General features: G+C 47.9%; 9 protein-coding genes and 1 tRNA gene. 2 read left to right on the top strand and 8 right to left on the bottom strand.

Annotated features, from left to right (window positions below; translation table 11 throughout):
* Positions 1 to 63: 63 nt before the first annotated feature.
* The 4 genes from FHW36_RS25490 to FHW36_RS25505 all read right to left on the bottom strand — a co-directional run bounded on the left by FHW36_RS25490 (position 64) and on the right by FHW36_RS25505 (position 4188).
* Complete coding sequence (locus FHW36_RS25490) at positions 64 to 816, bottom strand: LytR/AlgR family response regulator transcription factor (RefSeq protein ID WP_145673366.1); 753 nt, start codon at positions 814 to 816, stop codon at positions 64 to 66.
* Positions 809 to 2506 carry a sensor histidine kinase gene (locus FHW36_RS25495; RefSeq protein ID WP_145673368.1) on the bottom strand — a complete coding sequence of 566 codons (1698 nt, stop codon included), beginning with the start codon at positions 2504 to 2506 and terminating at the stop codon, positions 809 to 811. The genes FHW36_RS25490 and FHW36_RS25495 overlap by 8 nt, the downstream gene beginning before the upstream one ends.
* Before the next feature lie 31 nt (positions 2507 to 2537).
* Positions 2538 to 3635 carry a TlpA disulfide reductase family protein gene (locus FHW36_RS25500; protein WP_145673370.1) on the bottom strand — a complete coding sequence of 366 codons (1098 nt, stop codon included), beginning with the start codon at positions 3633 to 3635 and terminating at the stop codon, positions 2538 to 2540.
* A 256-nt stretch (positions 3636 to 3891) separates the two neighbouring features.
* On the bottom strand, positions 3892 to 4188 hold the full coding sequence (locus FHW36_RS25505) for a hypothetical protein (protein ID WP_145673374.1): 297 nt from the start codon (positions 4186 to 4188) through the stop codon (positions 3892 to 3894).
* A gap of 200 nt (positions 4189 to 4388) precedes the next feature.
* On the opposite strand from FHW36_RS25505, the gene FHW36_RS25510 reads away from it, so the two are divergent.
* Complete coding sequence (locus FHW36_RS25510; RefSeq protein WP_186452594.1) at positions 4389 to 4889, top strand: YdeI/OmpD-associated family protein; 501 nt, start codon at positions 4389 to 4391, stop codon at positions 4887 to 4889.
* 39 nt (positions 4890 to 4928) lie between these two features.
* On the opposite strand, the gene FHW36_RS25515 is transcribed toward FHW36_RS25510, so the two are convergent.
* The 4 genes from FHW36_RS25515 to FHW36_RS31095 form a co-directional block, all read right to left on the bottom strand.
* Positions 4929 to 6983: a heavy metal translocating P-type ATPase gene (locus FHW36_RS25515; RefSeq protein WP_145673381.1), complete on the bottom strand. Its 2055-nt coding sequence runs from the start codon at positions 6981 to 6983 to the stop codon at positions 4929 to 4931.
* A 42-nt stretch (positions 6984 to 7025) separates the two neighbouring features.
* Positions 7026 to 8324, bottom strand: coding sequence for an efflux RND transporter periplasmic adaptor subunit (locus FHW36_RS25520; protein WP_145673383.1), 1299 nt, complete (start codon positions 8322 to 8324; stop codon positions 7026 to 7028).
* A 21-nt stretch (positions 8325 to 8345) separates the two neighbouring features.
* Positions 8346 to 12779 (bottom strand): CusA/CzcA family heavy metal efflux RND transporter, encoded by a 4434-nt coding sequence (locus FHW36_RS25525; protein WP_246121228.1) that lies wholly within the window; start codon positions 12777 to 12779, stop codon positions 8346 to 8348.
* A 93-nt stretch (positions 12780 to 12872) separates the two neighbouring features.
* Positions 12873 to 13202 carry a DUF6660 family protein gene (locus FHW36_RS31095; RefSeq protein WP_394349245.1) on the bottom strand — a complete coding sequence of 110 codons (330 nt, stop codon included), beginning with the start codon at positions 13200 to 13202 and terminating at the stop codon, positions 12873 to 12875.
* Between the two features lie 145 nt (positions 13203 to 13347).
* Between FHW36_RS31095 and FHW36_RS25530 the strand changes: the two genes are divergently transcribed.
* Positions 13348 to 13423: transfer RNA gene (locus FHW36_RS25530), tRNA-Gly, on the top strand.
* Positions 13424 to 13465: the final 42 nt, after the last annotated feature.

Raw genomic sequence — 13465 nt, forward strand, 5'->3', positions numbered from 1 at the left:
TGCCGGTTATATTTTTTTGAGAGCAGAAGCCCGCCACGCGGAACGCGTGGCGGGCTTCTGCTCTCAATTCTTCAGCAACTCCTCCTTTACCATGTCTTTCCTTTGGCGGGAAACCGGCACTGTTGTATTATCTATCATTTGTAATATATATCCATCACTGCGCAGCAGGCTCCGAACATACCTGCGATTCACCAGGTGCGATTGATGGCAGCGAATGAACCCGTAATGCTGCAGTAATTCTTCATATTCGGAAATAGGAATCGTGGACAGGATCTTCTCTCCATTGGATAAATAGAAGAAGGTATAGGAGTTTTCGCTCTGACAGCGAAGAATATCCTGTACTGGCACGAGCCTCATTTCTTTCAGGGATGAAATAGCAATCCGGTGTTCCTGTTTATTTTGTGCGTGTTGAAGATAGTGCAATAGGTTGCGCAGATGGTGATTTTCCTGCTTCTGTGTAATCCTTTCCACTGCTTTATTCACAGCCGTTACCAGTTCCTGTATATCCAAAGGCTTCATGAGATAGTCGATCGCAGAAAAGCGGATTGCCTGGATGCCATATTCGCTGAAGGCCGTTACGAATATCACTTCAAAGTCATAGCTACCCAGCTCTTGCAGTAAGGTAAAAGCATTTGAGCCGGAAAGTTGCACATCCAGGAATAAAAGCTTTGGTTGCAGGGCCGCAATCAGTTGCCTGGCTTCAATAGCATCTGTGGCCATACCCACTACCTGCACCTGGCTGCAGTATTTGCTTAGCAGCTGCCGGAGGTTATGCTGGTTATGTTCTTCATCTTCTACAATAAGTGCTTTAATCATCCAACCAGTTTTTGAATGTAAAGTAAACGGAAGTTCCTGTATTGCTGCTTTCCACTCGCCAATAAATGTGCTTTCCCTTTTCGAAGCGGTTGAATATAGAGATGCGTTTGGCAGTTAACTGAAGGCCTTTCCCCGGGGGCTGATGTTTTGCGTCAAATCCTTTTCCATCGTCCTGGATCTTTATCAACAGATCATTTCCTTGTTGTTGCAGGTAAATATTTAAGGTGAGTGTTTGTCCCTGGCCCCGGTATCCGTGTTTTAGCGCATTTTCTATAGCTGGTTGCAACAGCATGGGCAGCATGGCTATATCCGATAATTTTAAACCAGGTTCCACTTCCACGTGATACGTGAATGGTCGCCGGAGTTGTTCCAGGCTAACATATCGTTGCATATGTTGCAAATCCTGCTCCAATGTTACAAAGTACCGCTCTCCACTATTTAGCGTATTCCTTAACAGAACGCCAAAGCCGGAAAGATACTGATTTGCTTTCTCCACCTCGCCTTCATTTAACAGTCCCTGGATTGAGCCGAGGGCATTAAACAAGAAGTGGGGATTCAGCTGGGCATACAGCGCCATAATGCGCGACCGTTGCACTTCCAGCTGCCGTTTCTTCCACCGTTGCCGGAAGAATAGCCATAGCAGCGTTACAAATGCCAGTAATAGTACTGTGTTCAGTATGATCACCCAGGGTTGCTGATACCAGGCAGCAGGCACATAAAAATTCTTGGTAAACACCAGGTTCGGTTTATCGGCATACCTTACTTCGAGGCGGTACCGGTTACCGGATGCTAGTCCTGAAACAAATACAACAGGTCCAGATTTGCGCCATTTAGCGCCAGGGGCATCATTTACCACCACCCGGTATTCAAAGGCAGAATCATTGGGAATATCTTTCCTGGAGCGAAATATATAGGCTGTTTTTGTATCCTTGGTCAACAGCGAGCCCGGGGTTTTCTTCCTGTCCAGGAGAGCTGGCCAATCTGCATAAAACGTTTCAAAGCGACCTGCCTGTATTTTGGTTGGATATTTCCTGTAAAAATCGAGAATAAAATCTTCCAGTTTCAGGTGGGGATCATGACAATCTGTGGAGAACATTAGGAATGGAGGCATGTTCTGCGGATCTTTTTTTAGAAAATGCAGCGTGAGGAAAGGCGCCTCCTGGCGGTGACGGAATTTTACCTGCATGCTATCGCCATTGGCTAGGCTGTCTGCCACTAAAAATAGACCTCTCCGGACAAAAAATTTCGATGGATCATCCAGGGTGTTTCTGAATGTATCTATATAAATGCCTGTATGCGTCACTGGCGTCCAGTCTGTACTTAATTTACCGTTTCGGGTTACCTGGAAATACATATTGGCCGTATTAAAAACAAAAGCATCGCCCTGGATGGTGTCACGAAATGACCCGCCGGTAAGGTATCCGCCGTTATCCAATAATTCCTTCTTACGAAATACAGCTATTTCCAGGTGTTTTCCGTAGGCGATGAAATGAAGATCCTTGAATGGTAAACGTATATCGAATGGTTGATAGTCGACATCTGTACTGGCTATAAAATTGTTGGCGAGATATATAACAGTGGAGTCGTTGTAGATTAAGTTGTTAGTCAATAATCCTCGTTGCGGGTATGCGGTACTAGTTATCCATAACAGCAGCACCAACATGCGCAATATTTTCAAAAGCAATTGCATGGATGGAAATTAAGTTAATTCCTGAAGAAGGTTACAAAACATATTTATCCAGATCAATGTCTAAGGCTATAATACGCCCATCCGGGCCAATCAATACATTCCGGGGGATAAAATAAACATTGTAGTTTATAGCTATTTCCCCTTTCCAACCTTTCAGGTCAGAAACATGTACCCAGTTCAGCTCATTTTCCAGGATGGCATTTTTCCACTTTTTAATGTCGTTATCGAGCGAAATGCCAATAATAGTAAGGTTTTTGGATTGGTTTGCAGCCCGGAATTTTTTTACGAGGGGTATCTGTTCCAGGCAGGGGCCACACCAGGAAGCCCAGAAATCCAGTAATACATAACGATCACGGTTGTTTTTCAGTGTAATTTGCCTGCCGGCAGTATCCCTCCCCGTTAGCTCAGGCGCTATATTGCCCGGCCGGATGGCTATTCTGCTGTTAATACGCTTGCGTAGTGCGACGCCTTCAGCGCCGCTGCGTAATTTTGAGGATAGATGGTTATACATGTCCAGTGCTCTTTCGGGCGTAAGGTCGTTGAATATGGAATAAGAAAGCTTTACAAGGGAAATATATGCTTTGGGATGGCATATCACCCAATCTGTTTCGGTTTTCAACATCTGTTGCTTCAATTTTTTAAGCGTATCGTTGATGGCGACAAGTGGATAATCCGGCTGTAAACGGGTAAGACTGTCCCTGCGCATATACACCAAAGAAAGTGTTCGCCATGTAGCCTCATTCAGAAATCGCAGTTCCTGCCAATCGCTATTACTTTGCGAGTTGGTCAACACAGCATTTCCTTTTTCCTGCCAGCGTTTCCCTTTTAACGTCAGTTTCATGTTGCGTGCTTCCAGGTAAACCTGGGTAATTGCACGTGGTTCACCTGACGTGAATACGGAAAGTAGCAGGCCTGGCGTAGCCAGGTTACCTTTAAAAGAAAAATGACCGTTAACAACCTGTGTTGAGTCGGATATTTTTGGATTCAATCCTGACCAGTCTACACCATAAATATGAATATAGGCGCCGTTGAAAATGGAGTCTGTTTCACCTTGAAGCGTGAATGTTCCCTGGGCAAAGCCCCTATAAGAAATCAAGCAGGCGAAGAATAAGAGGAGAGTTAATCGCATGGAAGTTTGTTTTATAGGACAAAAATGAAGTAAGCGATTGATTGCCTGATGTTATTTCCTGGATTTGGTGGATTTCATCCTGAATTTAGCGGACAAGAGGGGCCCCAGATAATTCCCATTTCCCCAAAAAAAGAAAGGAGTGCCTCAATCTACTACCTAAAATATAAGAGGACATCTCGAAACAAACGAGACGTCCCCTCCTGAGTTACCTAATTATGGAAACCCCTGGTTTCAGAAATTGGTTGTAATAAAAAAATTAAAGCGGGCATTGAAAGCCACTAATCAGCGTGTAATCGGGGCTTACAGATCCGTCGCGCCATTCGTAGTGGTAGGTACATTTGTAGCGGACAGGATTTGTGCCTATCAGTACAGATGAAGTATAATACTTAGTGCCGGTAACGCACACATTATCGATACATTTCTTATTTTCTGCATTGCAGTTGGTACAATCGCGTTTGGCTTTTTTGGGAGTTTTGTGATTATTGGCGGCGATAGTTTGGTTAACGGCAAAAGCTAGCATGAGCGCCGAAGCGCCGATAAATAGTTTTTTCATAATTGTAAAATTATTGGTTAACGAATACAGTAATTTAAATAATCGCTGCCTATTTCAGTGATTAAAAACAGCGGTATTTATCAAGTGCGCCGGCTATTTAAAAAGATTGTCGCATTTGTACTACAAGAAAATATAATGGGATAGGGCGACAGGCGCCGTCTTTTTTATTCATCACAATTATGATAACTTTACCATCAGTCATGGATACACCACTCATTGATAAGGTATTACCACTCGAACGTTTCGACGGTAAAGGCGGTTGGACATTCATACGCCTGCCGGACCTGCCCAAAGGTCAGGGCTATTTCGGCATGCGTAAAGTCAGCGGGTTCATTGATCAATATGAATTGCCGGTCAGCAACCTGATGCCTCTCAAAAAAGGTGTGATGATGTTGCCTGTAAAGGCTGCCATCCGCAAGCAGATCAGGAAAGAGGCGGGCGAACAAGTGCGATTGATATTATATCCCGTTGGCCAGCAAACAAAAGAAATTATACCCACCGATTTTCTCGAGTGCCTGCAGGACGAGCCTGAAGCCCTGCGCAATTTCCAGGCTTCCTCGCCGGCGGAGCAGGGAAAATGCCTGCAATGGATCATGGAAGTAACCGTACCAGAGGCGAGGATACAACGCATGGCAGACGCTATTAATCACCTGGCAGCGGGGAGGAGTTACCTCGGCACTAAAAGTAAACAAGGCGGGTAATGTTTACTTATAAGCCTTATTTGTTATAGTGATAGACGTCTATTTTTGTCCCCATTTATAGGCCAGCAAACGTAAAGCATTAAATACTACCACCAGCGTAGACCCTTCATGCGCTACCACAGCAGGACCGATAGAAGCAATACCCAAAATGGTGAGCGGTATCAAAATGGCTACTACGCCCAGGCTAATCACAAGGTTCTGACGAATGATCTTCCGTGCTTTGCGGCTCAATCCTATGGCAAATGGCAGCAGTGACAGCTTATCGCCCATCAGGGCAATATCGGCGGTTTCCAATGCTACATCGCTTCCGGCGGCGCCCATAGCTATGCCTACGGTGCTTTTCGCCATGGCAGGGGCATCGTTTACGCCGTCGCCTACCATAGCAATCCTGCTTTCATCTTTGGTGAGCTGCTGGATAACAGCTACTTTTTGCTCGGGAAGGAGACCGGCATATACATCGGTTACGCCCACTTCGGCGGCTACCGCTTTGGCTACTTCTTCATTATCGCCGGTGAGCATGGCCATGCGCCGGATACCTGCCGCCTTCAGTTCAGCTAATGCCTGTTGGGCTTCCGCCCGCGGTGTATCCATCAAGGCAATAATGCCAATGTACTCCTGGTTGCTGCGCACGAGCATGGTGGTATTCCCTTCTTTCTCAGAGGCGGTTACCTGTGCTGCAATGTCATCATTGGGCTGCGCCTGATCGAGCGATTTGAAAAGGGTCATGTTACCCATATAGATAGTATCGGCTCCCAGGGCTGCTTTGATGCCTTTGCCCAACACGGCTTCCATACCATGCGCGGAGGGAATGGGTTCATTTTTCAATCGCTCCCGGCCACCTTTTGAAATAGCTTTGGCCAGCGGGTGGTCGCTCAGCGATTCTACCGCTACTACGATCTTCAACAGCTCATTCTCTGTCATCCCCGCGAGGGGGATGATTTTGGTGAGTTTAGGCCTGCCTTCTGTGAGTGTGCCGGTTTTGTCGAATGCTAATACTTCCAGTGCTCCCAGGTCTTCCAGCGGCCCACCGCCTTTGATTAGTACACCGGCCCTGGCGGCACGTGCCACGCCGCTCAGTACGGCGCTGGGAGTGGAAATAGCCAGTGCGCAAGGGCTGGCGGCAACGAGTACCGACATCGCACGGTAAAAACTTTTGCTGAATGGTTCGTCTATTACCAGGAAGGCAAAGCATAATAATGTTACGATGAGAATGACTGTCGGCACAAAGTATTTTTCAAACCGGCCAGTAAAGCGTTGGGTAGGCGATTGCTGCGACTGTGTTTCATTCACCAGCTTAATCAGCCTGGATAAGGTAGAGTCGTTCGCTGCCTTCGTTACCTTTACTTCCAGCAACTCATTTCCATTGATAGTGCCAGCAAATACTTTGTAGGTGGCATCGAGGGATGCAGCCTTGTCTACCGCTATTTTCGGGTCATCTACTGCTTTCTTGTCTACCGGCATACTTTCGCCGGTAATAGGCGCCTGGTTTACGCTACTGTTGCCCTTTACCACAATACCATCTGCCGAAATTTTAGTGTTGGGCTTCACTATGATCACATCTCCGGGAGTGAGATCTGTGATAGATACTTCCCGCGTGCTGCCGTTCTCTTTCCGGAAAGCGGTACGGGGCGCCAGTTCTGACAGGGCCGCGATAGATTTCTTAGCCCGTTCCATGGCAAAATGTTCCAGCGCATGACCAAGACTGAACAGGAATAATAGCAAGGCGCCTTCTGCCCAGCTACCAAGAATACCGGCGCCGGCGGCAGCTACCAGCATAAGAAAATCGATCTCAAATTTTCCCTTCGCAATGGTTTGTACTGCTTCTTTGGCGGTATAAAATCCGCCAAAGAAATAAGCACCTATATAAAGCACCAGTGAAACGGTGGAAGGAACCAGTTCCAGGTAAGACAAGCCAAACCCCGTACCCAGCAATGCACCACAGAGTAAACTGAAGATGAGCTCCGAGTGTTTGCCCAATAGTCCTCCATGAGCATGGGTGGTTTCCTTCTCCGTATGATCATCTTGATCATCATGGGCATTATGATTAGTGGCTTCCGGCAGCTGCACCGGCGCTGTTGCTGAAGTAGTATTCATAGAAAGTTTATTTATAGTTAGAGCATCCGGAGAGCCATGAACTTAGTGTTCATGGCTTTCCCCGGCATTTGTCATTTTCGCTAGTACAAAAAAGGCACCTTTTACCACAATCTTTGAAGCGGCAGGTATTTCCTTCAGTAAAGTAATCTCCGTATACCCGACATCGGTAGTGCCTTTCACTACGGGCACTTTTTCAAAGGTAATGCCATGACCTGCGGCTGGCGTATCTTTTTCTTTATGATCATGCGGTTCCCCGGCGTTATGATCGTGGCCAGCTTCGCTTTCCTGGTGATGTTCTGCTTCGGCATGCTCATCGGTCACCATGAAAACATAATCCTGGCCCTGATGATTCACGATGGCTTCTGTTGGAATAGCCTGTACCGTTGCTTTCTGCAGGCTAATGATAGCCGTGATATTCATGCCATCTATCAGACCTGTTTTATCGCCTTTTACTTTTGCATGAACGGTAACTGCTTTGGATTCGCCTTCGAAGGTGGAACCCAGTGAAAAGATCTGCGCATCATACTCTTTGCCGGGATTATTGGTCAGCGTAAAGTGGATGGTCTGTCCCTCTTTCAATTTAGAAAGATCTTTTTCATACACAAACAAATCCAGGTGCAGCTGGCTGTTGTCCACGATATCTGCAATAGGAGAGGTTAGGTCTACATAACTACCTATCTGCACAGCTACATTACTCACTACACCGTTGATAGGACTGCGAACAGAAAGATCTGCGATGAGCCTGCCATTAGATAGTTGATCGGGGTTGATCCCCATCATCCTGATTTGCTGGCTGAGGGTAGACCGTTGTGTTTGCAGCGTTTTATATGCTGTTTCTGCGGCCTGGAGGTTTTTCAGCGCGCCGGCATTGCCTGCGGTCAGTTCCTGCTGTCGTGTTACTTCCTGTTCAGCGAGCTTTAGCCGGGTCATTACGGCCAGGTATTCACTTTGCGATTGTACAAAAGAAGGGTTGCTGAGGGTAGCAATCACCTGTCCTTTTTTTACAGTGTTGCCCGGTTGGATCAGCAGCGTCTTGATTACGCCGTTGTAAAGCGAATTGATGGTTGCTTTATTCTGATTGGGCACACGTAATGTACCATTGGTTTTTAGAGAGAAGCTAAGCTGTTTTGTTTCTATGATGCCGGTACTGATTCCAATACTTTTGATTTGCTCGGGAGAAAACGTCACCGTATTGGGATTTTCATGTTCCTCTTTATGGCTGCCTTCACCATTGGCCGCGGCTTCCTTTCCGGCAGCGCCTTTGCCGGGGCCGGATCCGGAGCATGCGGTTAGCCAGAGGGCGCCTGCACATAAGGTAGTGATGATAATTTTCCTGCTCATTTTATACAAGGCTTAAATAATTTATAGATTGTTAAAATAGTTGTATTGAATAACGGCCTGGTTATATGCATTCAGCACGTCCAGGTAGTTTTGCCGGATGGTGATGGCCTGCGTCAGGAATTGCGATAGCTCGGCAAAACTGATCTCGCCGGAGCGATAGGCCAGTGTAGCTGCTTTGATGATCTCCTGTGCCTGTTTGAGGCCGGAGCTTTCATAAAAAAGGAGCATGCGGTTATTCTTTTCCACCTCTTTCGTTACCTGCGATTGCTGCGTACTAAATACCTGTTTATTATATTCCAGTTGTTGCTGTTGCACATCCGCTTCCGCCCGGGCGGCTTTTACCTTATTACGGTATGCGCCGAGACCCAGCAACGGAACAGACGCGGTTACCGAAAAACCGCTGTAAGGGTTTGTAGCGCCGTATAGCCGCTGGCTAAAGAACCTGCCGGAAAATTCAGGTCGGTTCTCATTTTTGATCACCGACACGTTTGCCGAAGCAATGTGCACGTTCTGTTGTTGTAGGGCCAGTGCGGGATGCAGACTGTCGGTAGCCGGGCCGGTAAAGGTAAACCCGAGTTTTTCCAGCGGTGCATCCAATGGCAGGATGGCATCTGTTGTATTCAATAACTGTTTCAATGATTGCTGCTGGATGGTGATATCATCTTTCAGCTGTTCCAGTTGTGCCCGCAGCTCCCTTTGCCTGGCCTGGGCAGAGATGCTGTCGAGCCCGGGATTTTCGCCTGCCTTTACCCGCAGCACCGCAGCTGCCGTTAAAGACTGGTAGATGCTATCGAGCTGCTGATAGAGACTGGCTTTATCATCGAGGTACCAGAGCTGATAGTAAACCTGCCGGATGTCTTTCTTAATGGATACATTCAGCATGGCGCTGTTCACCTGGTAATACCTGGCCTGTTCTGTATAAAGTTTCTTCTGCGCCTTGTAGAGCCCTGGCCAGGCTACTGCTTGGGAAAGACCCACCTTTAAGATGCCGGTGTGATCGCTGGGACGCAGGTCTTCATTTTCTGCAAATACGCCGGTCTTCGGTAACATACCGGCCGAATGGAGCTGTATATTGGTTCTTTTTTCCTGCGCCTTGTTGATGTTGTATTGCAGGTTCTGTTGCGCCATCGATAATACATCGTTAATGCCCTGGCGTTTTTCCGGAACATCCTGTGCTGCAACCGCCCGGGGGAATAAGAGGCATCCAAGCAATGCTACCGCAACGGCTCCTGGTGGGAATTTCCGCTTAAAACCGGTATTGAAGAGGATATATAACAGCGGCAACACCACCAGCGTCAGGAAGGTGGCGGTGATCAGCCCACCAATTACCACGGTGGCCAGCGGCCGTTGCACTTCTGCGCCGGCGCCTCTCGACAGGGCCATGGGTAGGAAGCCGAAAGACGCTACGGTGGCAGTCATCAGCACGGGGCGCAGCCTGATCTTCGTACCTTCGACTACCCGTTTTATGAGATCGCTGATGCCATCTTTTTCCAGCTGATTGAAGGTGCTGATCAGCACAATCCCGTTTAATACTGCTACGCCAAATAAAGCAATGAAGCCTACGCCTGCAGATATACTGAAAGGCATGCCTCTCAGCAGCAAGGCAAAAACGCCGCCAATGGCACTCATAGGAATAGCGGTAAAGATGAGCACCGACTCTTTAATGGAGCGGAAGGTAAAGTACAACAGCAGGAATATCAATGCCAGTGCTACTGGTACCGCGATCATTAATCGTGCGGAGGCCTTTTGCAAATTTTCAAAAGTACCGCCATAGGTGTAGTAGTAGCCGGATGGCAACAGCCTGGCGGCGGTGAGCTTTTGCTGTATGTCTTTCACCACGCTTTGAACATCCTTGTTTTTAACGTTAAAGCCGACTACAATGCGGCGACGGCCATCTTCACGGCTTATCTGTGCAGGCCCCTCCCGGAAGGAGATATCGGCCAGCTGGGAAAGCGGGATCTGGTTACCATCTGGTAAGGCCACAAACAGGTCGCGTACATCGTCGATAGAGGAGCGGCTGGCGCTGTCGAGCCTGACCACCATATCAAATTTGCGTTCGTTTTCAAACACAACGCCTGCCGCCTCGCCGGCGAATGCTGTCCGTACGGTGCGGTTGATGTCCTCTATGTTCATACCATAAGCAGCAATCTTGGCGCGATCGTATTGTACAGTGATTTGTGGAAGCCCGGTTGTTCTTTCGATCTGTGGTTCGGTGGCTCCTTTTACCGACTGCACTACCGCCGCTACCCTGGGCGCCAGCGATGCCAGCGTATCTATATTTTCACCGAAGATCTTGATAGCTACGTCCTGTCGCACGCCGGTCATCAGCTCATTAAAGCGCATCTGTATTGGCTGGTTGGCCTCGAAGAAAACGCCGGGTATCACTTCCAGTTTTTCCATGATAGCGTCTGCCAGCTCGTTGTAAGTCCTGGTGGTAGTCCATTCCGATTTTGGTTTCAGCAGTACCATCACGTCGGTAGCCTCCGGCGGCATAGGATCCGTGGGCACTTCCGCGCTACCGGTTTTGCCTACCACCATCTTCACTTCCGGGAAGGCGCGTATAATCCGGCTCGCCTGCATGGAGGTTTCAATGCTCTGCGACAAAGACGTTCCCTGCGGGAGGATACAGTGAAAAGCAAAATCACCTTCTTCCAGCTGAGGAATGAACTCACCGCCCATACGGCTAAACAGCAATACGGCGATGCCAAAGATGGCCACCGTAGCACCCACCACAGCCACTTTAAAGCGGATGGCCCAGCTGAGAACAGGCGCATACAACCGGTGGAAGAAATCCATGATCTTGTCGGATACATTCTTTTTATGCGATACTTTTTTCGGTAGTATCAGTGCGCTCACCATGGGGATATAGGTAAGGGAGAGCAAGAGAGCACCCAGAATAGCGAAAGCCACGGTCTGTGCCATGGGCTTGAACATTTTTCCTTCTATGCCTACCAATGTGAGAATAGGTATATACACAATCATGATGATGATTTCCCCGAAAGCGGCGCTGTTGCGGATCTTGGAGGCGGAAACATATACCTCTTCATCCATTTCAGCCTGGGTAAGTTTTTGCGTAGAGCTGCGCAGCGATAAATGATGCAAGGTAGCTTCCACGATGATCACGGCGCCGTCTACAATCAATCCGAAGTCGATGGCGCCCAAACTCATCAAGTTGGCACTCACCCCGAAGGCATTCATCATGCCCAGCGCAAAAAGCAGGGACAGTGGGATGGCGGATGCAACGATGAGCCCCGCACGGAAATTACCGAGGAACAATACCAGCACGAAAATCACGATCAGGGCGCCTTCAACGAGATTGGTTTTTACGGTGTTGATAGCCCTGTTCACCAGGTCTGTTCTGTCGAGGTAAGCTTCAATGACCACATCTTCCGGAAGAGATTTCTGGATAGTGTTAAGCTTTTCTTTTACCCGCGTTACTACAGCGGCGCTGTTGGCGCCTTTTAACATCATCACGATTCCGCCCACCACTTCTTTTTCTCCGTTGTACGTTACCGAGCCATAACGGATAGCGCTGCCCAGTTGTACATCTGCCACATCCCGCACCAGTACTGGAATACCATTCACTGATTTGACGGCAATGTTGCGGATATCTTCCATATTACCCACCAGGCCAATGCCGCGGATAAAGTAAGCATTCGGTTTTTTATCGATATAGGCGCCACCGGTGTTTTCATTGTTTTTGGAAAGTGCATTGAAAATTTCGGTCATGGTAATATTCATGCCTTTGAGTTTGGCCGGGTTAACGGCCACCTCGTATTGTTTCAGCAATCCACCGAAGCTGTTTACCTCCGCAATACCTTTGGTGCCATACAGCTGACGGGCTACAATCCAGTCCTGCATGGTGCGCAAGTCCATGGCGGTGTATTTGTTCTCCGACCCTTTCTTAGGATGGAGAATATACTGATACACCTCGCCGAGGCCGGTACTCACTGGCGCCAGCTCGGGTGTACCGATACCTTTGGGGATTTTTTGCTCCGCTTCTTTGAGCTTTTCACCGATCAGCTGACGGGCAAAATAAATATCTACTTCATCTTCAAACACCACTGTAATCACAGAAAGGCCAAACCTGGAGATAGAGCGCATTTCAACGAGGTCTGGCAGGTTGGCCAGGCTCTGTTCGATGGGATAGGTGACGAGTTGCTCTGTTTCCTGGGCTGCCAGGGTAGGCGTTTGGGTAATAATCTGTACCTGGTTGTTCGTGATATCCGGAACCGCATCCACGGGCAGGCGAAGGGCGCTCCAGACGCCCCACACAATCAGCGCCAGCGTGAACAGGCCGATGATCAACTTGTTCTTTATACTAAAATGAATGATTTTGTTAAGCATAGCTAATAATAAGTTGTACTCCACAGCGCAACAAATGCCGGTAATGACAGAAGTGCGCCAGTAATCACTCCCCGGTAACGAAAGTGTGGTCCTTATGTCAGCAGGCATAAGATTCCCTTTTCGCGGTAGCAGAAAATGATACGGAAGTTTACGATAAGGCTGTTGGCTGCATCAGCAACCAGGAGAAAAATAAGGCGTGGATCAGGCCCGGGGAGGCTGCCAAACTGCTTGCGGAAGGTCGGAAATAACACCAGCAGGTGTTTCGCTATAAATAAAAGTAGTGAGCGTAGCAGGAATTGTTGTGAAATGGGTCATGGAAAGAATGACCGGTGCTGCGCAGCAACTGCATGCACAGAAAGGGGAGCAGAAATCTTTATGAGCATGCTGATGTGTATCGGCATTGTTCACCCCGTAACTGCTGCTTTTTGCTACAGACAATGGCAGTTCATCGCTGCACGTTACAGTGCTTAGCGCCAGAAGGACCATGCTTAATATGATAGCAAAATATCTCACGTAACAAAAATAGGACATTTTACAGCGTGATAAACAATTATTATCATAACCATGTTGCAAATTTTAGCTCGCCTATAATGTTTATTTACATTTTTACATTCATCTTTATTTTGAAGAGAAATCAGCCATTTGAATGATTAAATTTTTTATCTTTAGTCATCCTGCGGAAGTAGCTCACCTGGTAGAGCGACAGCTTCCCAAGCTGTAGGTAGCGGGTTCGAGTCCCGTCTTCCGCTCCAAATTTTCAAGCGCCTTGCATTAGTAAGGCGCTTTTTGTTTTC

Source organism: Chitinophaga polysaccharea (assembly GCF_007829335.1).
Classification (GTDB): Bacteria; Bacteroidota; Bacteroidia; order Chitinophagales; family Chitinophagaceae; genus Chitinophaga; species Chitinophaga polysaccharea_B.

Coding starts and splice junctions, on each gene's coding strand:
- FHW36_RS25495 (WP_145673368.1), bottom strand. CDS start 2,506: ATGCAATTGCTTTTGAAAATATTGCGCATGTTGGTGCTGCTGTTATGG.
- FHW36_RS25510 (WP_186452594.1), top strand. CDS start 4,389: ATGGATACACCACTCATTGATAAGGTATTACCACTCGAACGTTTCGAC.
- FHW36_RS25500 (WP_145673370.1), bottom strand. CDS start 3,635: ATGCGATTAACTCTCCTCTTATTCTTCGCCTGCTTGATTTCTTATAGG.
- FHW36_RS25505 (WP_145673374.1), bottom strand. CDS start 4,188: ATGAAAAAACTATTTATCGGCGCTTCGGCGCTCATGCTAGCTTTTGCC.
- FHW36_RS25525 (WP_246121228.1), bottom strand. CDS start 12,779: ATGCCTGCTGACATAAGGACCACACTTTCGTTACCGGGGAGTGATTAC.
- FHW36_RS25515 (WP_145673381.1), bottom strand. CDS start 6,983: ATGAATACTACTTCAGCAACAGCGCCGGTGCAGCTGCCGGAAGCCACT.
- FHW36_RS25520 (WP_145673383.1), bottom strand. CDS start 8,324: ATGAGCAGGAAAATTATCATCACTACCTTATGTGCAGGCGCCCTCTGG.
- FHW36_RS25490 (WP_145673366.1), bottom strand. CDS start 816: ATGATTAAAGCACTTATTGTAGAAGATGAAGAACATAACCAGCATAAC.
- FHW36_RS31095 (WP_394349245.1), bottom strand. CDS start 13,202: ATGTCCTATTTTTGTTACGTGAGATATTTTGCTATCATATTAAGCATG.